Source organism: Catellatospora sp. KI3, from assembly GCF_029948125.1.
Classification (GTDB): Bacteria; Actinomycetota; Actinomycetes; order Mycobacteriales; family Micromonosporaceae; genus Catellatospora.
Genome location: NZ_JASAMB010000026.1, coordinates 19,509 through 42,793, shown reverse-complemented (window position 1 = coordinate 42,793; position 23,285 = coordinate 19,509). Strand labels below are relative to the sequence as shown.

At 71.0% G+C, this 23,285-nt stretch carries 19 protein-coding genes; 8 read left to right on the top strand and 11 right to left on the bottom strand.

All coding sequences use genetic code 11. The features are described 5' to 3' along the window. Positions 1 to 41 precede the first annotated feature (41 nt). Positions 42 to 1,061 (bottom strand): LacI family DNA-binding transcriptional regulator, encoded by a 1,020-nt coding sequence (locus QEZ54_RS30815; RefSeq protein ID WP_281308259.1) that lies wholly within the window; start codon positions 1,059 to 1,061, stop codon positions 42 to 44. 159 nt (positions 1,062 to 1,220) lie between these two features. Between QEZ54_RS30815 and QEZ54_RS30810 the strand changes: the two genes are divergently transcribed. The 6 genes from QEZ54_RS30810 to QEZ54_RS30785 all read left to right on the top strand — a co-directional run bounded on the left by QEZ54_RS30810 (position 1,221) and on the right by QEZ54_RS30785 (position 8,017). Then, entirely contained in the window at positions 1,221 to 3,245 is a 2,025-nt protein-coding gene (locus tag QEZ54_RS30810) for a beta-galactosidase (RefSeq protein WP_281308258.1), read from the top strand. Next, a complete protein-coding gene (locus QEZ54_RS30805; protein WP_281308257.1) occupies positions 3,242 to 4,180 on the top strand; it encodes a sugar ABC transporter permease in 939 nt (312 codons plus the stop codon). The genes QEZ54_RS30810 and QEZ54_RS30805 overlap by 4 nt, the downstream gene beginning before the upstream one ends. Next, complete coding sequence (locus tag QEZ54_RS30800; RefSeq protein WP_348650592.1) at positions 4,177 to 5,067, top strand: carbohydrate ABC transporter permease; 891 nt, start codon at positions 4,177 to 4,179, stop codon at positions 5,065 to 5,067. The genes QEZ54_RS30805 and QEZ54_RS30800 overlap by 4 nt, the downstream gene beginning before the upstream one ends. A gap of 41 nt (positions 5,068 to 5,108) precedes the next feature. After that, entirely contained in the window at positions 5,109 to 6,431 is a 1,323-nt protein-coding gene (locus QEZ54_RS30795; protein ID WP_281308256.1) for an extracellular solute-binding protein, read from the top strand. Positions 6,432 to 6,532: 101 nt separating this feature from the next. Continuing rightward, the gene (locus tag QEZ54_RS30790) at positions 6,533 to 7,372 is read left to right on the top strand and encodes a helix-turn-helix domain-containing protein (protein WP_281308255.1); all 840 of its coding nucleotides are present in this window, start codon (positions 6,533 to 6,535) and stop codon (positions 7,370 to 7,372) included. A gap of 63 nt (positions 7,373 to 7,435) precedes the next feature. Next, positions 7,436 to 8,017, top strand: coding sequence for a dihydrofolate reductase family protein (locus QEZ54_RS30785; protein WP_281308254.1), 582 nt, complete (start codon positions 7,436 to 7,438; stop codon positions 8,015 to 8,017). A 283-nt stretch (positions 8,018 to 8,300) separates the two neighbouring features. Here the strand turns inward: QEZ54_RS30785 and QEZ54_RS30780 are convergent, their stop codons facing one another. Continuing rightward, positions 8,301 to 9,374 carry a hypothetical protein gene (locus QEZ54_RS30780; protein WP_281308253.1) on the bottom strand — a complete coding sequence of 358 codons (1,074 nt, stop codon included), beginning with the start codon at positions 9,372 to 9,374 and terminating at the stop codon, positions 8,301 to 8,303. A gap of 153 nt (positions 9,375 to 9,527) precedes the next feature. Between QEZ54_RS30780 and QEZ54_RS30775 the strand changes: the two genes are divergently transcribed. Continuing rightward, positions 9,528 to 10,454, top strand: coding sequence for a hypothetical protein (locus tag QEZ54_RS30775; protein WP_281308252.1), 927 nt, complete (start codon positions 9,528 to 9,530; stop codon positions 10,452 to 10,454). Between the two features lie 72 nt (positions 10,455 to 10,526). Here QEZ54_RS30775 and QEZ54_RS30770 read toward each other — a convergent pair whose 3' ends face one another. The 5 genes from QEZ54_RS30770 to QEZ54_RS30750 form a co-directional block, all read right to left on the bottom strand. Beyond that, on the bottom strand, positions 10,527 to 11,915 hold the full coding sequence (locus QEZ54_RS30770; protein ID WP_281308251.1) for an AbfB domain-containing protein: 1,389 nt from the start codon (positions 11,913 to 11,915) through the stop codon (positions 10,527 to 10,529). A 20-nt stretch (positions 11,916 to 11,935) separates the two neighbouring features. Next, on the bottom strand, positions 11,936 to 13,447 hold the full coding sequence (locus QEZ54_RS30765; protein ID WP_281308250.1) for a family 43 glycosylhydrolase: 1,512 nt from the start codon (positions 13,445 to 13,447) through the stop codon (positions 11,936 to 11,938). 25 nt (positions 13,448 to 13,472) lie between these two features. Then, positions 13,473 to 14,903 carry a family 43 glycosylhydrolase gene (locus QEZ54_RS30760; RefSeq protein ID WP_281308249.1) on the bottom strand — a complete coding sequence of 477 codons (1,431 nt, stop codon included), beginning with the start codon at positions 14,901 to 14,903 and terminating at the stop codon, positions 13,473 to 13,475. Between the two features lie 63 nt (positions 14,904 to 14,966). Beyond that, the gene (locus tag QEZ54_RS30755) at positions 14,967 to 16,370 is read right to left on the bottom strand and encodes a glycoside hydrolase family 43 protein (RefSeq protein WP_281308248.1); all 1,404 of its coding nucleotides are present in this window, start codon (positions 16,368 to 16,370) and stop codon (positions 14,967 to 14,969) included. A gap of 450 nt (positions 16,371 to 16,820) precedes the next feature. Beyond that, a complete protein-coding gene (locus QEZ54_RS30750; protein WP_281308247.1) occupies positions 16,821 to 17,321 on the bottom strand; it encodes a hypothetical protein in 501 nt (166 codons plus the stop codon). Between the two features lie 134 nt (positions 17,322 to 17,455). On the opposite strand from QEZ54_RS30750, the gene QEZ54_RS30745 reads away from it, so the two are divergent. Beyond that, positions 17,456 to 17,764, top strand: a complete 309-nt coding sequence (locus tag QEZ54_RS30745; RefSeq protein ID WP_281308246.1) for a hypothetical protein — start codon at positions 17,456 to 17,458, stop codon at positions 17,762 to 17,764. Positions 17,765 to 17,828: 64 nt separating this feature from the next. On the opposite strand, the gene QEZ54_RS30740 is transcribed toward QEZ54_RS30745, so the two are convergent. From QEZ54_RS30740 to QEZ54_RS30725, 4 genes are all read right to left on the bottom strand, one after another. Then, positions 17,829 to 19,865: a beta-galactosidase gene (locus tag QEZ54_RS30740; RefSeq protein ID WP_281308245.1), complete on the bottom strand. Its 2,037-nt coding sequence runs from the start codon at positions 19,863 to 19,865 to the stop codon at positions 17,829 to 17,831. A gap of 90 nt (positions 19,866 to 19,955) precedes the next feature. After that, positions 19,956 to 21,296, bottom strand: a complete 1,341-nt coding sequence (locus tag QEZ54_RS30735) for a sugar ABC transporter substrate-binding protein (protein WP_281308244.1) — start codon at positions 21,294 to 21,296, stop codon at positions 19,956 to 19,958. Between the two features lie 43 nt (positions 21,297 to 21,339). After that, positions 21,340 to 22,140, bottom strand: coding sequence for a carbohydrate ABC transporter permease (locus tag QEZ54_RS30730; RefSeq protein ID WP_281308304.1), 801 nt, complete (start codon positions 22,138 to 22,140; stop codon positions 21,340 to 21,342). Between the two features lie 72 nt (positions 22,141 to 22,212). Next, complete coding sequence (locus QEZ54_RS30725; RefSeq protein ID WP_348650591.1) at positions 22,213 to 23,142, bottom strand: sugar ABC transporter permease; 930 nt, start codon at positions 23,140 to 23,142, stop codon at positions 22,213 to 22,215. Positions 23,143 to 23,285: the final 143 nt, after the last annotated feature.

The following is a 23,285-nucleotide window of genomic DNA, read 5'->3' as shown; positions in this document are numbered from 1 at the left end:
CGCCGCCGGAGATGCCCATTTTCTGGGCACCCGGCCGGTGCTCAGGCCGACTGCCGCCAGACGACGGGCGAGGGCAGCAGGACGCTGGGCGGCACGTCCTCGTGGCCGAGGATCTGCCGGTGCACCAGTTCGGCCGCGTTGCGGCCGATCTCGCGCGCGGGCTGGTGCACGGTCGACAGCGGCGGCTGGGTGCGGGCAGCCCATGAGCTGTCGTCGAAGCCCACCACCCCGACGTCGGCCGGGACCTCGCGGCCGGTCTCGCGCAGCACCTGCATCGCCCCGGCGGCGACCGCGTCGCAGGCGGCGAACACCCCGTCGATGCCGGGCTCGCGCGCGAGCAGCTCCCGCATGCCGGTGACGCCGCCGGCGTAGTCGTAGAGCGGCACCTCGGCCACCAGCGAGGCGTCGAAGAGGTCGCCGAGGGCCTCCCGGAACCCGGTGAGGCGGTCGGTGCCGGAGTCGCGGTTGAGCGCGGACGCGATCATGCCGACGCGGCGGCGGCCGGTCGCCACCAGGCGCCGGGTGACCTCCCGGGCGGAGCCGACGTTGTCGATGCCCACGAACGGGATGGCGTTGTTCAGGTCGGGTGGGTGCCCCACGAACACCGCGGGCAGGCCGATCTGCCCGATGAGCCTGGTGATCGGGTCGTAGGCGCGCGCGGAGACGATGATCGCGCCGTCGACGAAGCCGCCGCTGAGGTAGCGGGCGACCCGTTCGGTGTCGCGGTCGGAGTCGATCACCAGGCTGACCATCTGGTATCCGGCCAGCGACAGCGCGGCGTTGGCGCCCAGCATGATGGCCCCGATGTTGGGGTCCTCCAGCAGCACGGTGTGCGGCTCCAGGGCCAGGAAGCCCACGGCCTCGGACCGGCGGCGCTTGAGGTTGCGCGCCGCGGTGTTGGGCACGTAGCCGACCTCGGCGATGGCCGACTCGATCGCGGCGCGGGCCTCGGGTGAGACGTAACCGCCGTTGAGCACGCGGTTCACCGTGCCGCGAGACACGCCCGCCGCGGCGGCGATGTCCTTCACGGTGGATCGCCGGGGCGCACCGGATGTGGTCACGTCGTCACTGTAAACGAAGCCACTTGACGTCGCTCAGGGCCCGTGGCTAGCGTGTGTGCTCGTTCACACATTCTTCATCCGTACCGTTTCACGGTTGGATGTGTGCTCGTGCACACACGCTCCACCTGGGCAAACGCCCACAGCACAGAGGGAAGGTCCATGCCGAACCAGCCACGCGGCCACACTCACCCCGCGCTCGCGTCCCCCGGCATCGTCCTGGGCTGCGACTACAACTTCGAACAGTGGCCCGCGAGCGTGTGGGACCAGGACATGGCCCTGATGCGCGCCGCCGGCATCGACCTCGTGGCGATCAACATCTTCGGCTGGTCCGCCATCGAGCCGCAGCCCGGCCGGTACGACTTCGCCGCCCTCGACCAGATCATGGACCTGCTGCACGCCAACGGCGTCCGCGTCAACCTCGGCACCGGCACCGCCTCTCCCCCGCCGTGGCTGACCCACCAGCACCCCGAGGTGCTGCCCGTGACGGCCGACGGCACCACCCGCTTCCCCGGCGGCAGGCAGGCCTGGTGCCCGAGCTCACCGGTGTTCCGGCAGCACGCCCTCGCCCTGGTCGAGCAGGTCGCACGGCGCTACGGCAACCACCCGGCCCTGGCCATGTGGCACGTGTCCAACGAGCTCGGCTGCCACAACGCCCTGTGCTACGACGACACCAGCGCCCAGGCGTTCCGGACCTGGCTCGCCGACCGCTACGGCGACCTCGACACCCTCAACCAGGCCTGGGGCACCGCGTTCTGGAGCCAGCGCTACGGCGACTGGGCCGAGATCCAGCCGCCCCGGCTCGCGCTGTCGGCGCGCAACCCCGCCCAGCTGCTCGACTTCCAGCGCTTCAGCTCCGACGCCCTGCTCGACTGCTACCTGGCCGAGGAGCAGGTGCTGCGCCGGCACTCCAGCGCACCCGTGACCACCAACTTCATGGTCACCGCCCACATCCGCAACCTGGACTACTGGAAGTGGGCCCCGGCGATGGACCTCATCGCCAACGACCACTACCTCGACCACCGGCTGGCCGACCCCGTCGCCGAGCTGTCGTTCGCCGCCGACCTGACCCGGGGCCTGGCCGGCGGGCGCCCCTGGATGCTCATGGAGCAGGCCGTCGGCGCGGTCAACTGGCAGCCGTACAACCTGCCCAAAGCACCCGGCCAGCTGCTTCGCAACTCGCTGACCCATGTCGCGCGCGGCGCCGACTCGCTCTGCTTCTTCCAGTGGCGGGCCTCCGCGCAGGGCACCGAGAAGTTCCACTCCGCGATCGTGCCCCACGCGGGGACCGAGACCACCGCCTGGCGCGAGGTCCTCGAACTGTCGTCGACCCTCGACCGGCTCGCGGAGATCACCGGCAGCACCGTCGAGGCCGACACCGCGCTGCTGTTCGACTGGGAGTCCTGGTGGGCCACCGACACCGAGGCGCGACCGTCGCAGGGCGTGCGCTACCTCGACCAGGTCCACGCCGCCTACCGCGCGCTGCGCGAACTCGGCGTCACCACCGACATCGTCGCGCCCTCGGCGGACCTGAGCCGCTACCGCGCCGTGATCGTGCCCTGCCTGCACCTGGTCCGCGACACCGACGCGGCCGCCCTGTCCGACTACGTCCGAGCCGGCGGCCACGCCGTGGTCACCTTCTACAGCGGGATCGTCGACGAGCACGACCGGGTCCGGCTCGGCGGCTACCCGGGCGCGTTCCGCGACCTGCTCGGCGTGACGGTCGAGGAGTTCGTGCCGCTGCTGCCGGGCGACGAGACCACCCTCGCCAGCGGCGCCCGCGCGGGCACCTGGACCGAGCTGCTGCGCACCACCGGCGCCGAGACCATCGACAGCTACGCCGACGGGCCGCTGCCCGGCGTGCCCGCGGTCACCCGCAACCGCCACGGCTCCGGGCAGGCCTGGTACGTCGCGACCGCGCTCGACCCGGCGGACCTGCGTGACGTGCTGCGCCGCGCGCTGCGCGAAGCGGGCGCCACCGCCGCCGGGCCCGAGAGCGACGGCACGGTCGAGGTCGTGCGCCGCCGCGGCGGGCAGCACCGCTACACCTTCGTGGTCAACCACGGCGCGAAGGAGATCGAACACCACCTCACCGGCCACGAGCTGATCACCGGCGAGCACGTCGGCACCGTGCTGCGCGTGCCCGCCGGCGCGGTGCGCGTGGTCAGACAGGAGCAGTCCCGATGACGCAGCTCGCCACCACCACCGAGCCCCTGGCGCAGGACCGGCCGCCCGCGCGTACCCCGGCCCGGCGCGGGCGCATCCGGTACGCCCGCGCCGCCGCCGTGTTCGTCGGCCCGTTCGCCGTCCTGTTCCTGCTGTTCTACCTCGTCCCGATCGTCTACGCGGTGGTGCAGTCGCTGTACACCGTGCAGCGCACCGGCACCTACGGCCCCGCCCAGGAGGTCTTCGGCGGCCTCACCCAGTACCGGCTGGTGTTCAGCGACGGGCCGTTCTGGCGGTCGGTCGGCCGCATGCTGGCCTTCGGCGCGATCCAGGTGCCGGTCATGCTCGGCCTCGCCCTGGCCCTGGCGCTGCTCCTCGACTCGGGCCTGGTGACCGGCCGCCGCTTCTTCCGGCTGGCCTTCTTCGTGCCCTACGCCGTGCCCGGCGTCGTCGCCGCCATCATGTGGGGCTTTCTCTACTCGCCCAACCTGTCGCCGCTCAAGCCGATCACCAGCACGTTCGACCTGCTGTCGGCCGACACCGTGCTGTGGTCCATCGCCAACGTCGTCACCTGGGTCTACGTCGGCTACAACATGCTGATCATCTACTCGGCCCTGATGTCGATCCCCACCGAGATGTACGAGGCCGCCCGGCTCGACGGTGCGGGCCGCCTGCGCATCGCCTGGTCCATCAAGATCCCGATGGTCCGCCCGGCGATCGTGCTCACCGCTGTCTTCTCCATCATCGGCACCCTGCAGCTGCTGTCCGAACCCCAGGTCTTCCGCAGCTTCAGCTCCGCCGTGTCGAGCACCTACACGCCCAACCTCACGGTGCTGTCGCTGTCGTCGATCCCGAACTTCCACCTGGCGGCCGCGTTCTCCGTGGTGCTGGCGCTGACGACCTTCGTCCTCTCCTTCGCCTTCCTCAAGACCGCACAGCGCAGGAGCAACCCGTGACCACTGCCCCGACCGCGATCGTCACCCCCGCCGAGACCCGGCCGCGCGAACGCGGCAGCGTCCTGCCCCGCTCGGCGGCCATGCTCATCATGGGCGTCTGCACCGTCTACTTCCTGCTGCCGCTGTGGTGGCTGCTCGTCGGCGCGACCAAGAGCCGCGAGCAGTTCACCGGCACCGACTCGCTCTGGTTCGCCGACTTCCGGCTGCTGGACAACCTCGGCGAGCTGATGAGCTACCGCGACGGGCTGTTCCTGCGCTGGACGCTCAACAGCCTCGCCTACACCGCGGGCGCCGCGCTGCTGGGCACGCTGCTGGCAGCCATGTGCGGGTACGCGCTGGCCAAGTACCGCTTCCCCGGCCGTGAGCTCATCTTCAACGTGGTGCTCAGCGGGGTGCTGGTCCCGGCGACCGCGCTGGCGCTGCCGCTGTTCCTCATCTTCAGCCAGGTCCACGCGACCAACACCTTCTGGGCGGTCTTCCTGCCCAGCCTGGTCAACCCGTTCGGGGTGTACCTGGCCAGGGTCTACGCCGCCGCGGGCGTCCCCGACGGGCTGCTGGAGGCCTCCCGCATCGACGGCGCCGGCGAGGTCCGCACCTTCTTCACCATCTCCGCCCGGCTGATGGCCCCGGCACTCGTGACGATCTTCCTGTTCCACTTCGTGGCCGTCTGGAACAACTTCCTGCTGCCGCTGATCATGCTCAGCGACGAGCGGCTCTTCCCGGTCACCCTCGGCCTCTACACCTGGAACACGCAGATCGCCCAGGTCCCCGAGCTGCGCGGCATGGTCATCGTCGGCTCGCTGATCTCCATCACACCCCTCGCCGTCGCCTTCCTGCTGCTCCAGCGCTTCTGGCGCACCGGAATCAGCACCGGCGCGGTCAAGTGACCACCCGTTCCACCTCACCAACCCCTCGAAAGGATGTCCTGATGAGCGCGTTCCTGCGCACCATAGGCGTGCTGCTGACCTCAGCGGTCGCCCTCACCGCCTGCTCCACCACCGACACCCCCGCCCAGAACCCGGCGTCGGCGTGCGCGCCGTCCGGCGGCGGACCGGTCACCCTGACCTTCACCTCCTGGATCCCCGGCATCGAGGAGGTCGTCCAGGCCTGGAACGCCAAGAACCCCGACATCCAGGTGAAGGTGCAGACCGGCCCGAACGGCAACGGCGGCACGTACCAGAACTTCTTTAACCAGCTCAAGGCGGGCAACGCCCCCGACCTCGGCCAGATCGAGTACGACGCCCTGCCCGGGTTCCGCGTGCAGGACGGCCTGTTCGACCTGGGCGCCTGCGACATCGTCGCCAAGGCCAAGGACCAGTTCGTGCCCTGGACCTGGGACCAGGTCAGCCTCGGCGACGCCGGCTCCGCGTACGGCGTGCCGCAGGACACCGGACCCATGGCGCTGTTCTACCGCGCCGACCTGTTCGACAAGGCCGGCATCGCCGTGCCGGCCACCTGGCAGGAGTACGCGGCCGCGGCGGAGAAGGTCAAGGCGGCCGGCGGCTACATCACCAACTTCTCGCAGAGCGACATCAACCAGTTCGCCGGGCTCGCCTGGCAGGCCGGCGGCCACTGGTTCGGCAACGACGGGCAGAAGTGGACGGTCAGCCTCGCCGACCCGGGCACCACGAAGGTCGCGCAGTACTGGCAGGACCTGATCGACCGCAAGCTGGTGTCGTCGGTGCCGCCGTGGACCACCGAGTGGGACAACGCCTACAACACCGACCAGGCCTGGACCTGGGTCTCCGCGGTCTGGGGCGCCAACTCGATCGCCAGCGGCGCGCCCAAGACCGCGGGCAAGTGGCGCGTCGCCCCGATGCCGCAGTGGGACGGCGCGCAGGCCAGCGCGGGCAACTGGGGCGGCTCGTCCACGGCGGTGTTCAAGACCTCCAAGCACCCGTACGAGGCCGCCAAGTTCGCCCTCTGGCTGAACTCCAGTGACGAGGCGCTCACCCTGCTCAACCAGAAGGCCAACCTGTACCCCGCCACCAAGGCGGGCGCGAACCTGCCCGCCCTGGCCGACGGTGTCGCCTTCTACGGCGACCAGAAGATCTACGAGGTGTTCGCCAAGGCCTCCACGCAGGTCCCGTCCGGGTTCACCTGGGGACCGAGCATGACGGCCACCTACGCCAACGCCTCCGACGGCTTCAAGGCCGCCGTCTCCGGCAAGGGCACCCTGCTCGACGCGCTCACCGCCGCGCAGGCGTACACGATCCAGACCCTGAAGAACCAGGCGATCCCGGTCGCCTAGCCACCCTCCAGCGTCATCCGTCCGCGGGTCGGGGCTCCAGTGCCCCGGCCCGCGGACGGCGTTCGTCTGATGCCGGCCGGGCCGTCGGCGATGATGTCGGGGTGGAGTATGTGTCCAGGGTGCCCGGTCCGCCGCTGGACGGGCTGATCGACGACCTCTACTACCTGGAAGGCGCCCCGCCGTACTCCCGGTTGATGCTGCCGGCGGCGCCCGCGCCGTTGCTCATCGTCAACCTCGGGGCGCCGTTCCTCATCCGTGCGGGCACCGACGTAGCAGCCGTGGAGTACGCCGACGGCTGCGCGGTCACCACGCCCACGCGGGCGTGGGAGTTCGGCTACCCGACCCCGACCCGGTCCGTGGGCGCCCACTTCAGGCCGTGGGGCCTGGCACCGCTCCTGCCGATGCCCGCGGCCGAGTTGTGCGACCGGCCTGCGACAGTGGAGCAGATCTGGGGCCAGCCCGCTGTCGCTGCGCTGCGACACCGACTGACCCTGGCGGACACACCTCACGAAATGCTGATGTTGCTCGAAGAGGAACTGGTGCGACGGCTGCGGGTGATCGACGGTCTCGACCTGGTCCGCCAGATGAGCAGCGCCATCGCGGCGACCGGCGGGGCGGTGCCGATCAGCGACATCGGTGTGGCGGCCCGCGCCAGCAGCACGTACCTGGCGAAGCGGTTCAAGGCCGTAATCGGTGTCACGCCGAAGCGGCTGGCTCGCAGCTACCGCTTCAGCTCCGCCGTGCTGGCGCTCGACGTCGCCGCACCGATCGACTGGGGAGAGGTCGCCGCCGACGCGGGCTACTTCGACCAGGCCCACTTCGTGCGCGAGTTCCGGGAGTTCACCGGGCTCACGCCCACCCGGTACGCCGAAGCCCGGCGGCGGTTCCTGCGCGATCATCCCGATCACGCCCTGGACGGCTGGCCGCTCCCAGCCGATTGATTTCGTACAAGAGCCGCAGCTCACACCGCATGAGACTTGGGACTTCGAACAGAGGAGGAGTCCATGGGCAAGATCGTCCTGAACGCGTCGGTCTCGGTAGACGGTTTCATCGCGGCTGAGAACGACGATCCCGGTCCGCTCTTCGAGTGGCTGGTCAGCGGTGACGTGCCACTGGACGGCAGTGGCGTGCTGAAGGTGTCGCAGGCTTCGTTCGACTACGTCCGGCCGTACTGGGACGAGGTCGGGGTGACCATCGCCGGCCGTCACGCCTTCGACATCACCGACGGCTGGGATGGGACGCCTCCGAGTGGGATCGACCATGTGGTCGTGGTGAGCCATCGTGGTGCGCCCGAGGGCTGGGACCTCCAGGCGCCGTTTCACTTCGTCGACGGCATCGAGGCGGCCGTGGCCAAGGCGCGGGAGCTTGCCGGTGACCGCACGGTCGAGGTCACCGCCGGCGACGTCGGCGGCCAGGCGCTCGCCGCAGGCTGGGTCGACGAGGTACGCATGGACGTCGCACCCGTCGTGCTCGGGTCCGGCAAGCGCTACTTCGGCTCCGTCGACGCGCAGCACCTGCTCGACGGCCCAGACGTCGTCGTTCAGGGCGAACGGGTGCTTCACCTGCGCTATCGGGTGCGCCGTTGACCGGGATCGTACGGACATGAACGGGGCGCGCTGACAGCAGGCGGCGAACGTGAGCCGCCGCGGGCCGGAGACGGCCCGCGGCGGCGCAGCGGTGGTGCGGTTCAGCCCTGCACGCTGGTGGTGATGCCGGGGCTGCCGGTGAGGTACCAGGGGTCCAGGCCCCACTTGCCGTCGTTGTTGCTGTTGTAGTTGATGAACCGGTCGATGGTCCGATCTCCGGGTCGGCTAACACCACCATCTTGCGCATGGGAGCCAGCGTCGGGTCACGGTCTGTACGGATTCTTCAAAGGTTCTGCAAGAGGCTCTGTAGCTCCAGCTCGTGCCCGGCCCGTACCTGCAGCTCGTGCTCGAGTCCGTGGAGCCGGGCGAGCACGGGGTCGTCGCGGTCGAGGACGGCGCCGGCGAGCCCGATCACGGAGTCGTCCCGGTGCGGGGTGGACCAGTCGAACAGCTGCCCGAGCAGTTCGGCGCAGGTTTCGGCGGGGTCCGGTGCCGCGCTCACGCCGAGCCAGGGGCGGCTGGTCCAGTGCTCCAGCAGCGCGGTGAACGTCCGCAGGCCGTGCTCCTTGTCCCGCGCGCCGGCGTCCGAGGCGAGCCGGGCGGTCAGGTCGGCGTACAGCTCGGACATGGTCAGGCCCAGCACGCGGGCGCCCGCGTAGGCCCAGCGGTCGGACCCGGTGCCGCCGCCGTACGCCTCCCACCACGGGTCCCACAGCAGCCGGGTGAACTCCGCCCGAGCACGCCGGCCGTGCAGCGCGATCCCGAGGATCAGTCCGCCGTTGCAGTCGGTCGAGGCCGCCCCGTCGCCCCACGCGACCAGCCGGTCCAGCCAGGACGGATCACCCGTCTTGGTCGCCAGCACGGGCAGGAACTCCGGGAAGAGGTGGGCGCCGCAGTGCCGCTCCAGCGCCTGGGCGATCTCGGTGCGCAGGCCGTGGCAGGGCAGGTGGAGCAGCCCGAACGCCGCGTTGGTCGCCTCGTCGTACGTACCTTCGAGGTGCCCCCACAGCACCGGCTCGGCGGGCTCGTAGCCCAGCAGGCCGAGCGCGTGCAGCACCTCCGGCGGCGCCTCCGCGCGCAGTCGCCCCGCCGCCAGGCACGCCCCCGCCAGCCGCTCGGCCGTCGCCCGGTCGCCATGCTGGGCGAGCACGGGCACCAGCCGCCGACGTGCCTCCGGATCGTCCAGGAACGTCCCCAGCAGCGCCTGCGCGTCCGATCGGGAGCCGCGGCGCACGATGACCTCGACGACCGTCGACTCCCACCGCCACGGCAGGGCGCCCGAGGCGCCGGCACACCGGTCCAGCAGTTCCCGCGTCGCCCGCAACACCGCCACGATCACGCCTCTCGTCGACGGCATCAGGTTACCGAGCACGTCCGCGCCGCGGGGTGCCACCGCCGCCCGGCGGGTGCGGCATGCCCGGCCGAGGACGTCTATCCTGGCTCGCGGCGCGGGGGCGCCGACCCTCCGGCGCCATGCCGTCCCCCGCGACACCGACCACGGGGAGCAGACATGAAATGGCAGTCGGGCGCGCTCGGCACGACCCTGGCGGCGGCCCTCGCCGTCTCGCTGGCCGCCTGCGGCGGCCAGTCGCCCGCGGCGGACCCGGTGGCGCAGCCCTCGCTGTCCACCCTCTCGGGTACGCCGCAGCAGCTCGCCGGCGGCTGGCAGGTCGTCGCGGCCACGGGCACGGTGCTCGACCGGGCGCAGAGCCGGTACGTCCCGCTGGAACTGCCCGGGGGCGCCCAGCTCGACCCGACCGGGCGGCGCTACGCCGTCGAGGACGACACCGGCGTGACCATCGTGGAGATCGCGGCAGGCGCGCAGATGCTCGTCGACGACGAGGGCCCCGACCTGCAGCTGTGGCTGGACAGCGGCATGCGCTGGTCCCCGGACGGCACCCGCCTGGTCGGCATGGTCAGCCGCAAGGAGCCGTTCGCCGTCGGCTTCGCGGTGATCGACGCGAAGACCGCGAAGCGCACCGAGCACTGGTTCGACCACGGCACCTACGACTGCAGCTTCTGCGCCCTCACGTTCACCCGGGACGGCCGGGAGGTCGCCCTGTCGATCACCGACCGGTCCGCGGGCGAGGCGCACGATTACACGCGGGCCGTGCAGCTGTTCGACGCGGAGACCGGCGCACCGACCCGTACCGTGCCGGCGCGGGTCTTCCCCGGCGGCCCGTTCGCCTGGTCGCCCGACGGGACCCGGCTGGTGGGCCGCCGCGAGATCACCGTCTCGGGGTACGAGCTGGTCGACACCGCCACCGGCACGGCCGTGCCGTTCCCGGGGGCCGCGGTGTGGGCCACCGACGACCTGCTGCTGTCCGGCACCGGCGACGCGGTCGAGACGCTGCGCCCCGACGGCGGCGTCGTCGCGCGGGCCGTGCTCGCCGGCCCGCTGCACGGCCAGGTCGTCCTCGGCCCGCCCGCGTCCTGAGACCGCGCCTCCTGATCGGCGCGGGTGCCGTCGTGCACCCGGCGCGGTCCGCCGGGTGCACGACGGCCGGGCTCAGCCGGTGACGCGGAACGTGGCGTCGGCCCGTTCGGCGGCGGTGCTGACCGGGTCGAGCCGCAGCAGGTAGTTGTAGTGCCGGACGTAGCGGCTGGTGAAGTTGTACGACTGGAACGACGCCGCCGAGGCGTCGGCCAGCCCGGCGACCCGCCGGAACGTCGCGTCCGCCGCGAACTGGGTCGAGCCGTCGTTGCGGGCCAGCACGAAGTCGTAGTTGTAGTGCCGCAGGTAGTAGCCCGGGAAGTTGACCGACTCGAACGACACGTACCCGCTGGCGGGGTTGGCCAGCCCCGGCGCGATCCGCCACTGCGAGTCGGCGAGCGGGCTGACGTTCGGGTCGATGCGCACGTCGTTGCTGACGTGGCGGACGTAGCGGTCGGTGAAGTTGTACGACTGCAGCCGGTTGACCGGGATCGTGGGCGTCCCGACGCCGCTGCTGGTCTGGGTGACCCGCACGATCGTGCCGTCGGCGTTGTAGGTCAGGTAGTCCATGGCCAGCGAGCGCTTGTAGTTGCCGCCGCCGGTGCGGGCGCTGCGGTGGTAGGCGATGTACCACTGGCCGTTGTACGAGGTGATCGAGTGGTGGTTGGTGTTGACGTTGACGGCGTCGAGGATGACGCCCCGGTACGTGAACGGGCCCAGCGGGCTGCTCGCGGTGGCGTAGGCGATCTGGCCCGGCCAGCCGGTGGAGTAGGAGTAGTAGTAGAGCCCGTTGCGCTTGTGCATGAACCCGGCCTCGGCGAAGCCGGTGCCGCCGGTGATCGTGATGCTCTGCACGGCACCGCTGGTGGAGATCATGTCGGCGTTGAGGCGGACCACCTTGGGCGCGCGGGCGCCGCCGAAGTACAGGTAGGCCTGGCCGTCGTCGTCGACGAACGCGGCCGGGTCGATGGGCTCGTCCCCGGTGTTGGCGTCGCGGCCGCGCTCGATCAGCGGGTTGCCGCGCGGGTCGGTGAACCCGCCGGTGGGTGACGTGCTGCGGGCCACGCCGATCTTGGTGCGGTCGACGGGCAGGTAGAGGTAGTAGTAGCCGTTGCGCTGGGCGGCCGAGGGCGCCCAGGCGTACTGGGTGGCCCAGCTGAACCCGGTGACCGAGAACGGCGCGCCGTGGTCGGTCCAGGTGGTCAGATCGCTGGACGAGTACGCCCGCCACGCGTTGGAGTCCCAGTAGGTGCCGCTGTTGCTCTCGTCGTCGGTGGCGTAGATGTACATGCGGTTGTTGAACACGTGCGCGGACGGGTCGGCCGCGAACCGGGTGACGATCGGGTTGGCCGCCTGGGCGGGGGCGGGCACGGCGAGCACGGCCGCCGCGGCCGCCAGGCAGGCGGCCAGCAGCTGGGACGCGGCGCGCCGCAGCGCCGTACGCGAGGGTGGTCTTCTGCGCATCGGGTCATCTCCTGTGGGGGTCAGGCGGTGAGTCGGAAGGTGGCGTCGGCGCGTTCGGTGGCGGTGCTTACCGGGTCCAGCCGCAGCAGGTAGTTGTAGTGCCGCAGGTACCGGGTCGGGGCGCTGTAGCCCTGGTAGGAGACAGCCGAGGCGTCGGCCAGCCCGGCGACCTGCCGGAAGGTCGCGTCGGCGGCGAACTGGGCCGTGCCGTCGTTGCGGACCAGCGCGAAGTCGTAGTTCGACTGGCGCAGGTAGTAGCCGGGGAAGTTCACCGACTCGAACGACACGTACCCGCCGGCGGTGTTCGCCAGGCCGGGCACGATGCGCCACTGCGAGTCGGCCAGCGGGCTGACGTTGGCGTCGATCCGGGCGTCGTAGTTGGCGTGCCGCACGTACCGGGTGTTGAAGTTGTACGACTGCAGCCGCATCGCGACGGCCGGTCCGGCGGGTTCACCGGCGGGCGGGGCGAGAATCGTGCTGGTGGCGACGGGCACGCCGAGGTTCGGGGTGCCGTCCGCGTTCCAGGTGATCTTCTGGATGCGGGTGGTGCGGGTCGATCCGCAGCCGTCCCCGGCCGAGCTGTTCGCGTGGTAGACGATCCAGTCCTCGGTGCCGTCGGGTGACTTGAAGAATCCGTGGTGGGCGGGCCCGTAGACCCCGGCGGCGTCGTTGCGCTGGAAGATCGGGATGGCCTTCTTGGTCCAGGAACCCGCCGACAGCACGTTGCCGCCGGTGTACTCCAGCTGGCCGATCTTGTAGTCGGGCCCCTGGCAGGCGCTGGCGGAGTAGGTGATGAAGGTGCGGCCGCCGCGCTGGATCGCGACGGGCCCCTCGTTCATCGGAGTGCCCTGGCGCTCCCAGTCGTAGGTCGGGGCGGAGATCGCGGTGCGTGCCCCGGTGACGGTCCACGGGTTGGCCAGCGCGACGAGGTAGATGTGCGGGTCGCTGTCGCGCCACAGCACGGTCGGCACGCCGGACCAGGTGAAGTACAGCTGGCCGTTGATGGTCGCGACGCTGCCGTCGATACCCCACCAGTTGTTCGAACCGAAGATCATCCCCTTGTACGTGTACGGCCCGAGCGGATCCAGGCCCGCGCTCTCCAGCACGTGCACCCGCTGCGTCTCGATGTCACCGTTGCCGGCCGAGTAGTAGATGTACCACCGCTGCCCGTTCGGCCCGTTGAGCAGGTGGAACTCGGGCGCCCAGATGGAGTGGTCGCGACCGGCGGCGTGCGCGCTGAACACCGCGGCAGGCGTCGCCGTCTTCAGCGCCGCGATCGTCGGGGCCTTGCGCATGGTCAGCGGCCCGCTCCACGGCGTGGTCATCAGGTAGTAGTTGCCGTTGTACCAGGTCATGTACGGGTCGGGACCGGTGCTGTTGAGCGGGTTGGTGAACGCCGGACCGGCGTGCGCGGCCGACGGTGCGACCAGCGCCACGACCGCCGAGACCAGCACAGCGGTCACCGCGGCCAGCAGGGTCCGGACGGTGCGCCGCCGCACGCCGCCCCGGCCGGACGGGATGGGAATGGCCATGGAAATCCCCTTCAGGGCGGACGGTTCAGAGCGTGGGGGTGACCGGCTGGATGGTGCCGTCGGCGTTGAACCGCATCGGGTCGATGGTGACCTCGCGGTTGGTCCCGTCCCCGGCCGGAACGGCGAAGCGGTGGTAGGCGATGTACCAGGTGTCGCCGGTGGGCGCCTTCACCACCGAGTGGTGCCCGGGGCCCTTGACGCCGAGGCTGAGGTTCTTGGCCAGGATCGTGCCGCGGTGGGTCCACGGCCCGAACGGGGTCGTGCCGGTCGCGTACTCGACGTGGTAGTTCTCCGAGCGGGTGTCGTCCACCGAGTACGACATGTAGTAGACGCCGTTGCGCTTGAACACGAACAGGGCCTCGCGGAAGTTCGGCAGGCTGAACGTGCGCACCTGCGCGCTGTCGTACGAGACCATGTCGGCGTTGAGCCGCACACCGTAGGCGTAGCCGTTGCCCCAGTAGAGGTAGGACGCTCCGTCGTCGTCGGTGAACACGTGCGGGTCGATCATCTGGCCGCTGCGGAACCCGGCCGCGACCAGCGGGCGGCCCAGCGGGTCGGTGAACGGCCCGGTGGGGCTGGTCGACGTGGCGACGCCGATGTTGGTGTCGGCGCAGAAGTAGAAGTAGTACCGGTTGTTCCGGTAGGCGATGGTCGGCGCCCAGGCGCGGCTGTCGGACCAGCTGATCTGCGGGCCGAGGTCGAGGATGGTGCCGTGGTCGGTCCAGTTCACCAGGTCGGTCGAGGAGAAGGCCTTGAACCTGGTGGAGCTCCAGCCGGCGTAGCCGTCGGTGGTCGGGTAGAGGTAGTAGCGGCCGTTGAGGTAGGCGATGTTCGGGTCGCCGTACAGGCCCTTGATCACGGGGCTGCGCCGGCCGGCCGCCCAGGGGGTGCCGACCAGGAACGAGCTGTCGGCCGTGAAGGTGCCCGGGTTGGTCGCCGAGGTGTCCAGCCACAGCTCGTAGTCGCGGTGGCGGATGAACCGGCCCGGGTAGTTGAGCGACTCCAGCCGCACCGACCCGGCGCTCGAGCCGTCCCGTACGCAGAAGGTGGCGTCGGCCAGGAACGTGGTGCTGCCGTTGTTGGCCTCCAGGCGCACCCGGTAGTCGCGGTGGCGCAGCCACATGCCGTTGGCGGCCTGGAAGGACACGCAGCCCGCGCCGCCGGCCAGTCCGGGCGTCACGGTGAAGGTGGCGTCGCTCTTGGCCGTGGCGGCGCTGGCCGAGGTGACGGCCGCGATGCCGCCGAGGTAGTTGCTGTGCCGCAGGTAGTAGCCGGGCACGTTGACCGACTGCAGGGACCGGGCCCCGGTCGGGATCTCGGCCGCCGCCGCGGGCTGCCCGACGGCGGCGGTGAGCGAGCCGGCCAGCAGCGACACGGTGAGCACCCGGGAGATCGAGTTCTTGAATCGGGACGCCGCGGATGCGCGGCGGGGCTGGTTGCGGGAACGGTGGGTCACGACGGCTCGCTTTCCGGTCAGGGTGCGCCCCGGGCGGTGGCTCCACCCGGGGCGCACCGGCTGTCAGCTGGTGATGCGGAAGGTGGCGTCGGCGCGTTCGGTGGCGGTGCTGATCGGATCGAGCCGCAGCAGGTAGTTGTAGTGCCGGATGTACCGGCTCGTGTTGCCGTACGACTGGTACGACACCGCCGAGGCGTCGGCCAGCCCGGCGACCTGCCGGAACGTCGCGTCCGCGGCGAACTGCGCCGTGCCGTCGTTGCGGACCAGCGCGAAGTCGTAGTTCGAGTGGCGCAGGTAGTAGCCGGGGAAGTTCACCGACTCGAACGACACGTAACCGCTGGCGTTCGCCAGGCCCGGCCGGATGCGCCACTGCGAGTCGGCCAGCGGGCTGACGTTGGCGTCGATCCGGGCGTCGTAGTTGGCGTGCCGCACGTACCGGGTGTTGAAGTTGTACGACTGCAGCCGGTTGGCGTTCCCCCCGAAGCGGGACTGCAGGGTGTTGTACTGGGCCTGGGTGATGCCCATGATCGAGCCGTGCCGCTTGCGGCTGGCGCCGAGGTTGTACTCGGAGGTGCCGCGCACCCGGTACGTTCCGGTGCTGGCCAGGTTGGTGGTGGTGAGCGGGAGGTAGCCCTTGCCGGCGGCGTACTGGTCCACCCACAGGCCCCACTCGTTGCGGCCGTTGAACTGGTGCAGGATCGGGCCCTCGACCTGCGCGCCGGTCAGGCCCAGGTGCGAGATGTCGCCCAGGCGCGACCAGCCGGACAGGATGGAGTTGCTGCCCTCGATGCTGATCTGGCCGTCGCCGGAGGCGCGGATGTAGCGGTAGCCGCCGGTGCTGCCCGCCACCTCGATGATCTGGGTGTCGATGATGCCCTGGCTGCCGGGCCGGTCGATGTACAGCTGGGCGGTGCTGAAGGTGCGGAAGTCACGGGTGCGGGAGTAGTAGATGCGGGCCTTGTCGACCCCGTTGAGCGGGGAGATGGTCGCCCAGTAGACGATGTAGTCGCCGCTGGCCGCGTCGTAGATCGCCTCGGGTGCCCACGCGCAGCCGGCGCCGGCGATGCCGCCCGCGACGTTGACCAGGCGCGGAGCCGACCAGTTGACCAGGTCGGCGGACTCCCAGACGACCAGGGACGTGCTGCCCGCGTGCTGGGCGGCGTCCCAGCCCTTGCCGCTGGCGATGCGCAGGTCGGTCGCGATCAGGAAGACCTTGTCGCCCGCCGGTGAGCGCACCAGGCTGGGGTCGCGTACGCCCTTCTCGCCGACGTTGGACAGCAGCACCGGCTGGGAGTAGTTCAGATCGGTCCAGTGCAGACCGTCGGTGCTGGTGGCGAAGTAGATCTGCTCGCCGGTGGCGCTCTCGCCGGTGAAGTGCGCCATGAGGTACGCGGTGTTGGGGTCGGCGGCGGCCGCGGGCTGCGCCGCCGTGGTGAGGCCGAGGGTCAGCAGCAGAGTGGTGATCATGCCGCCGAGCCCGAATCGTCGGAACCGGTGGGTCATCGTCGCTCCCGGGACGTGCAGGGACGGGTGGTGGAACGGTCTGCGGCCACGGCGAGCCGGACGCCGGGCGGGCGCCTGCGGTGTCGCGGTGGGTGGGGACGGTGCGCGGCGGGGACGCCAGGTGCACCCGTCAAGCCACAGCTGTTACCGTTAACACGCCGCGCCTCGACAGGGCCCTTACGTCCAGGGACGGATGGAGGGCATAGTTTGTCGTGCTACTGGTTCGGGCGCGGTGTTCCCGTACCACGCGGTCCGAGCGGATCCGCGTTACAGGCATGTTATCGATAACATTTCGAGTGTCAAGACCGCCGCGAGCAGGCTCGAAACCTTTCGCCCGCAGGTCAACGGGACCGCACACGGATCGAAGAATGTAAGGCGGTCGGCGAGCGCCGCCGACCGCCGGGACGCTCGGGGTTACCTGGCCGCGCTCTCGTTGATCAGGTGGCGGACGAGCTGGTACCCCGCCATGGCGACCAGCAGGCCGAGGCCCAGGGCCAGGGCGGGCAGGCCCGGGCCGAACGGCAGCTCCGTCAGGTCGTTGAGCGAGGACCGCTCCCCCAGCGTGCCGAAGCTCGCCGCGACCACCGCCGACGCCCAGAACCCGCCGGCGACGCCGCACACCAGGCAGGCGACGGCGGCCGTCTTCGAGCGGCCGGTCCAGAAGGCGGCCAGGAACGCGGCCCCCAGCAGTGCGATCGCGCCCAGGGTCCAGCCGCCGCCACCGCTGAGATCGGCGTACTGCCAGCCCGAGTACGACCAGAGGTAGCCGTCCTGCTTCCTGAACCAGGGCAGCAGGTAGCCGGCCAGCGCCAGGGCCGCGCCCAGGATGACCGCGAGGTGCGCGTCTCCGCCGGCCGCGGCTCCCGGGCCGGGCGCGGCGACGCTGTCCGAAGTGGAGGATCCGTCATGGCTCATGACTCCATCGCACCACGGCCGAGCCGGCCTTTCCAATCGCGCACCATTGATCGACATCCTTCGGTATTGACGAGTGCGAATCGCGGACCATAGGGTGCGCGTTAATTGAAAGGCTTCTTAACTGAAGGAGGAGTATGAAGCTCAGGAAGGCGGCCGCCCACGCGGCCCTGGGCCTGCTGGTCGCCACCGGCACCGTGGCCGCGACCGGTTCGGCCGCGTCCGCCGCGCCGACGGGCTGCACGGTCACCTACGGCGCCAACTGGGCGCAGAGCATCTGCACCGGCGGCACCGGTGAGCACCAGGTCAACATGCTGCAGCAGCACTTCATGCCGGGCGTCGGCTACATCGCGTGCCCCGGCAACTGGGCCCCCGTGGGCCAGGTCTCCTATGCTTCGTGCGCGTCCCACACCATCGTCAACGTGTGGGTCAGCACCCGCGGGTGACACAGCACGTCCGGCCGCGCCCCGGACCTCCGGTGCGCGGCTGGACGGTGCGGCGGCAGGCCGCTCAGGTCTGGCGCAGCACGGCCACCCCCCGGGGCTCCAGCGTCACCGCGCCGTCGGGGCCACGACTGCCGACCAGTGGTTCGCCGGGCACCCCCGCGACGGTGACCGGCTGCTCGGAACGGTTGATCAGGAACGCGAAGCGGGCTCCTTCCTGGCGGCGTACCGCCGACTCCACCTTGCCCCGGACGGCCGGCGGCAGGTCGCTCTCCAGCTCCGCCGCGGCGGCCAGGCCGCCCAGCACCGCGGTCAGGCCCGCGGCCCCCAGCCTGGTCGACACGTACGCCGCCGACCCGCCGCCGACCGCGCGGCGGGTGATGGCCGGGTGCCCGGCCTGCTCGCCGTCGGCGTAGCGCGCCAGCACGGCCGCGTCCTGGTCGGTCACCCGCACCCGCTCGGACCACAGCACCGCGCGCAGTCCGTTGTCGAGGGTGACAGTCTCGGTGTCCAGCAGCGGGGCGAACTCCTCCACCCGGATGCCGAGCAGGTCCCGCAGCGCGCCCGGGTGGCCGCCCAGCCAGACGTGGTCGCGCTCGTCGACGATGCCGGAGAAGTACGTCGTGACGAGGTGGCCGCCGGACTCGACGTACCCCTGCAGCGTCTTGGCCACCGGCTCGCTGACCACGTGCAGGATCGGGGCGACGACCAGCCGGTAGCCGTCGAGCGGCGTGCCGAGCGGGACCACGTCGGCCCGGATGCCGAGGTTCAGGAACGCGGTGTACCAGTCCAGCGCCTCCTGGCGGTAGCGCAGGCGGTCGGTCGGGTGGGAGTCGGCCTCGGCGGCCCACCACGAGTCCCAGTGGAAGAGGACGGCGGCGGGCGCCGGTTCACGGGTCGCACCCGCGACCGGGGCCAGCTCCCGCAGCGTCGCCCCGAGGCGGGCCACCGAGCGGAACACGTCGCTGTCGGCACCGGCGTGCGGCAGCATCGCGGAGTGGTACTTCTCGGCGCCGGCCGCCGACTGCCGCCACTGGAAGAAGCAGACCGCGTCGGCACCGTGCGCGACGTGGGTGAGCGAGTCGCGGGCCAGCTCACCCGGCTTCTTGGCGACGTTGACCGGCTGCCAGTTGACCGCGCTGGTGGCGTGCTCCATCAGGAACCAGGGCCGCCCGCCGGCGATGTTGCCGGTCAGGTTCGCCGAGAACGACAGCTCGTCGCGCGCCTGCGGGCCCGGCTCGCTGTAGTGGTCGTTGGCGACGAAGTCGACGTCGGCGGCCCAGGCGGCGAAGTCCATGCCCTTGGTCCCGCCCATGACCATGAAGTTCGTGGTGACCGGCACGTCGGGGGTGTACCGCCGCAGGATGTCGCGCTCGGCCCGCAGGTGCTCGCGCAGCGCGTCGGAGGAGAACCGCTTGAAGTCCAGCTGCTGGCCCGGGTTGGGGTGGGTCGCGGCCAGGCGCGGCGGCAGGACCTGGGCCCAGTCGCCGTACTCCTGCGACCAGAACGCGGTGCCCCACGCCTCGTTCAGCGCCGCGATGGTCGAGTAGCGGGCGCGCAGCCAATCGCGGAAGGCACGGGCGGCGTCGTCGGAGTAGTCGTAGACGTTGTGGCAGCCCAGCTCGTTGGAGACGTGCCAGGCCGCGAGCGCCGGGTGGTCGGCGTAGCGGCCGGCCAGCGTCTCGACCAGGTGCAGGGCGTACCGGCGGAAGACCGGTGAGGTGGGTCGCCAGTGCTGGCGGCCGCCCGGCCAGATCGTCTCGCCGCGCGCGTTCACCGGCAGGATCTCGGGGTGTTTCGAGGTGAGCCACGGCGGCGGCGAGGCGGTCGCGGTGGCCAGGTCCACGGCGATCCCGTGCTCGTGCAGCAGGCCCATGATCTCGTCGAGCCAGTCGAAGCGCCAGGTGTCCTCGGCGGGTTGCAGGCGGGCCCAGGAGAAGATGCCGAGGGAGACGATGTCGACCCCCGCCTCCCGCATGAGGCGGACGTCGTCGCGCCACACCTCGCGGGGCCACTGCTCGGGGTTGTAGTCGGCGCCGTAGGCCAGGCCCGCGGCGGCGCGGTCGGGCCGGCGCAGCCAGTGCGGACGGGCGGGGTGGGTCACGGGGGTGCTCCTTGCGGGTTGCGCGGGTCGGCGAGGACCCGGCGTCGCGGGCGGTCGCTGCGGGCCTGTCCGCGACGCCGGGGCCGGCGGTCAGTCGACCGTGAAGCCCTGGTCCTTGCCGTACTTGGCGGCGGCCTCCTGCCATGCCTTCAGGCCGTCGGCCAGGCTGGTGCCGGAGACGTACGCCTTGCCGACGGTGTCGTTGAAGACGCTGTTCGCGTACACCTGGAACGGCAGGTAGGACCAGCCCTTGACGACGTCGGCGGCCGACTGGGCGAATACCTCGTTCGCCTTCTGCCCGCCGAAGTACGGGAACTCCTTGTTCAGGAACGCCTCGGACTTCAGCTCGGCGTTGGTGGCCGGGAAGGCGCCGTTGTCGATGCGGATCTTCACGCCGTCGCCCGCGGTGGCGTACTTGAGGAAGCCGTAGGCGAGCGCATTGTGGGCGCCCGCCTTCGGGATGGCCAGCGAGCTGCCGCCGTTCTCGGCGGCGGCGGTGCCGCCGGCGGTCCACTGCGGCATCGGCGCGACGCGCCACTTGCCCTTGCCGGCGGGCACGCCGGACTCCAGGTTCGCCGGCATCCAGGCACCGATGACGAGGGTCGCGATGGTGCCGTCGCCCAGGCCCTTGTACCAGCCGTCGCTCCACGACCCGACCGGGGCGACCAGCTTGTCGCTGATGAGCTGCTGCCACGTGCCGGCGAAGGTGGTGGAGCCCTGGTCGGCGAGGTCGAGCTTCACCTTGGTGCCGTCCACGCTGAACGGCTTGCCGCCCGCCTGCCAGATCAGGCTGGTGGTGAAGCCCGCGTCACCGGTGTCGTTGGTGATGTACGCCTTCGGGTCGGCCGCGTGCAGCTTGCGGGCCGCCGCGACGTACTCCTCCCACGTGGTGGGCACGGCGAGCTGGTGCTTGTCGAAGACCTCCTTGTTGTAGAACAGCGCCATCGGGCCGGAGTCCATCGGCAGCCCGAAGGTGCCGCCGGCGACCTTGACCGACGACCACGGGCCGGGGGTGAACGTGCCGTCCAGGGCGCCGGCGCCCAGCGAGGACAGGTCGGTGAGCGACTTGCCCAGCGCGAACTGCGGCAGGGCGTAGTACTCGATCTGCGCCACGTCGGGCACGCCGGAGCCGGCCGCGATCGCGTTCTGCAGCGCGGTGTACTGGTCGTTGCCGGTGCCGGCGTTGACCAGGTTCACCTTCACCTTGGGGTACTTCGCCTGGAACGAGGTGACGACCTGCTTGAGGGTCGGCTCCCAGGCCCATACCGTGATCGAGCCGCCCGCCTCCAGCGCGGACTGCACCTGGTCGGCGGTGACGGGGGTGGTCGCGCCGTCGTTGTCATCGGTGCCGCAGGCCGCCAGGGCCGCGGCCGTGGCCACGGCCGTGGCGAGCGCCGCGGTGCGCAGGAGCGCGCGTCGGTTGGCGAACATCAGTGTCCTCTCGAACGGGGGTAGGACGGTCGGTGGTGCGGGTTCAGTCCTTGACGCCGCCGGCGGCCAGGCCGGACTGCCAGTAGCGCTGCAGCAGCAGGAAGGCGGCCAGCAGCGGCAGGATCGTCAGCAGCGAGCCGGTGATCACGAGGTGGAAGACGGGCTGCCCGCCCGCGGTGGCGGCCTGGTCGTTCCACGCGTTGAGGCCCAGCGTGAGCGGGTACCAGTCCGGGTCCTTGAGCATGATCAGCGGCAGGAAGTAGTTGTTCCAGGTGGCGACCATGGTGAACAGCGCGACGGTGACGATGCCGGGCGCCAGCAGGGGCACGCAGATGCGCAGGAACGTGCGCAGCTCCCCCGCGCCGTCGACCCGCGCGGCCTCCATCAGCTCACCCGGAACGGCCTGGGCCGCGAACGTCCACATCAGGTAGAGGCCGAACGGGGAGACGAGCGAGGGGATGATCACGGCCCACGGGGTGTCGGTCAGGCCGAGCTTGGCGAACATCAGGAAGGTGGGTACGGCCAGCGCGGTGCCCGGCACCGCGACGGCGCCGATGACGACGGCGAAGACGCCGCGCCTGCCCGGGAAGTCGAACTTCGCCAGCGCGTACCCGCCCAGCGTCGCGAGGACTGTCGCGCCTCCGGCGCCGAGCAGCACGTACAGCAGGGTGTTGCGCAGCCAGCGGACGAAGACGCCGTCGTCGTAGGTGAGGGTGTCGGCGATGTTCGCGCCGAGGGAGAAGTCGCCGGAGAACCACAGGCCGAACGAGTCGAACAGGCTCGCCTGCGTCTTCGTGGCGTTGACGACCAGCCACAGCAGGGGAACCAGGCTGTAGACGAGCATGGCGGCGGTGAGCGCGGTCAGCAGCGGGCTGCGCCGCCGGTGCGCCTTGCGGGCGGTCGTCGCGGCCACGGCTCAGCGCTCCCGGCGCGCGGCGCGCAGCTGGACGGCGTAGGCGACGACCGCGGTGAGCAGGCCCATGACGATCGCGACGGTCGCCGAGTAGCTGTACTGCTGGCCGGAGAAGGACAGCGAGTACGCGTACAGGTTCGGGGTGAAGTAGGTGGTGATCACGTTCGGCGCCAGGCTCTGCAGGATGCTCGGTTCGTTGAACAGCTGGAAGCTGCCGATGATCGAGAAGATCGTCGCGATGAGCAGCGCGCCCCGGATCGCGGGCAGCTTGATCGACCGGATCACCTGGAGCCGGCCGGCCCCGTCGATGTCGGCGGCCTCGTACAGCGACTTCGGCACGGTCCGCAGCGCGCTGTAGAGGATCAGCATGTTGTAGCCGACGAACTCCCAGGTCACGATGTTGCCGATCGAGGCCAGGATCAGGTCCGGGGAGAGCGGGTCGGGCAGGGAGGTGCCGAGCGCGTCGTTCAGGTCGCCGACCAGGCCGAAGCGGGAGCCGTACATGAAGCCCCACATCAGGGTGGCGACCACGGCCGGCACCGCGTACGGCATGAAGACGGCGACCCGGAAGAACGCCCTGCCGTAGAGCCTGCCGCTGTCGATCGCCAGGGCGACCAGCAGCGCCAGGGCCAGCATGACCGGCACCTGGACCGCCAGGAACAGCGACACCCGGCCGACCGCCGACCAGAACTGCGGGTCGGTGAAGGCGCGCTCGTAGTTGTCCAGGCCGACGAAGCTGGTCCCGCCGATCATCCGGGTCCGGAACAGGCTCAGCTGGACCGCGTAGGCGATGGGCGCGAGGAACACGAACGCGAAGACCGCCATGAACGGCCCGACGAACGCCCAGCCCGTCCAGGCCCGGCGGCGCCGGGCGGGGCTACCCCGGCCCGCTCTGCCGGTGGCCTGGATCGTCGGAGGGCCGAGCACCGTCACGTCTACTCCTTCCGACAGGTCGGCGATTGACTATGTTTACGCAAACATCACTGACCGCGGTCCGCCTCCACGCCCAGGAGCGCTCGGCACGAACGGGAGGCAAGTCGTTACAGGCGGCCATGTTTACGTAAACATTGGCCGAG

What these genes read in the sequence shown, in the direction of transcription:
- QEZ54_RS30745 (WP_281308246.1), top strand. Translation starts at nt 17,456, where the DNA reads ATGAAGCTCAGGAAGGCGGCCGCCCACGCGGCCCTGGGCCTGCTGGTC.
- QEZ54_RS30755 (WP_281308248.1), bottom strand. Translation starts at nt 16,370, where the DNA reads ATGATCACCACTCTGCTGCTGACCCTCGGCCTCACCACGGCGGCGCAG.
- QEZ54_RS30810 (WP_281308258.1), top strand. Translation starts at nt 1,221, where the DNA reads ATGCCGAACCAGCCACGCGGCCACACTCACCCCGCGCTCGCGTCCCCC.
- QEZ54_RS30770 (WP_281308251.1), bottom strand. Translation starts at nt 11,915, where the DNA reads ATGCGCAGAAGACCACCCTCGCGTACGGCGCTGCGGCGCGCCGCGTCC.
- QEZ54_RS30735 (WP_281308244.1), bottom strand. Translation starts at nt 21,296, where the DNA reads ATGTTCGCCAACCGACGCGCGCTCCTGCGCACCGCGGCGCTCGCCACG.
- QEZ54_RS30765 (WP_281308250.1), bottom strand. Translation starts at nt 13,447, where the DNA reads ATGGCCATTCCCATCCCGTCCGGCCGGGGCGGCGTGCGGCGGCGCACC.
- QEZ54_RS30785 (WP_281308254.1), top strand. Translation starts at nt 7,436, where the DNA reads ATGGGCAAGATCGTCCTGAACGCGTCGGTCTCGGTAGACGGTTTCATC.
- QEZ54_RS30780 (WP_281308253.1), bottom strand. Translation starts at nt 9,374, where the DNA reads ATGCCGTCGACGAGAGGCGTGATCGTGGCGGTGTTGCGGGCGACGCGG.
- QEZ54_RS30795 (WP_281308256.1), top strand. Translation starts at nt 5,109, where the DNA reads ATGAGCGCGTTCCTGCGCACCATAGGCGTGCTGCTGACCTCAGCGGTC.
- QEZ54_RS30750 (WP_281308247.1), bottom strand. Translation starts at nt 17,321, where the DNA reads ATGAGCCATGACGGATCCTCCACTTCGGACAGCGTCGCCGCGCCCGGC.
- QEZ54_RS30730 (WP_281308304.1), bottom strand. Translation starts at nt 22,140, where the DNA reads ATGCTCGTCTACAGCCTGGTTCCCCTGCTGTGGCTGGTCGTCAACGCC.
- QEZ54_RS30805 (WP_281308257.1), top strand. Translation starts at nt 3,242, where the DNA reads ATGACGCAGCTCGCCACCACCACCGAGCCCCTGGCGCAGGACCGGCCG.
- QEZ54_RS30775 (WP_281308252.1), top strand. Translation starts at nt 9,528, where the DNA reads ATGAAATGGCAGTCGGGCGCGCTCGGCACGACCCTGGCGGCGGCCCTC.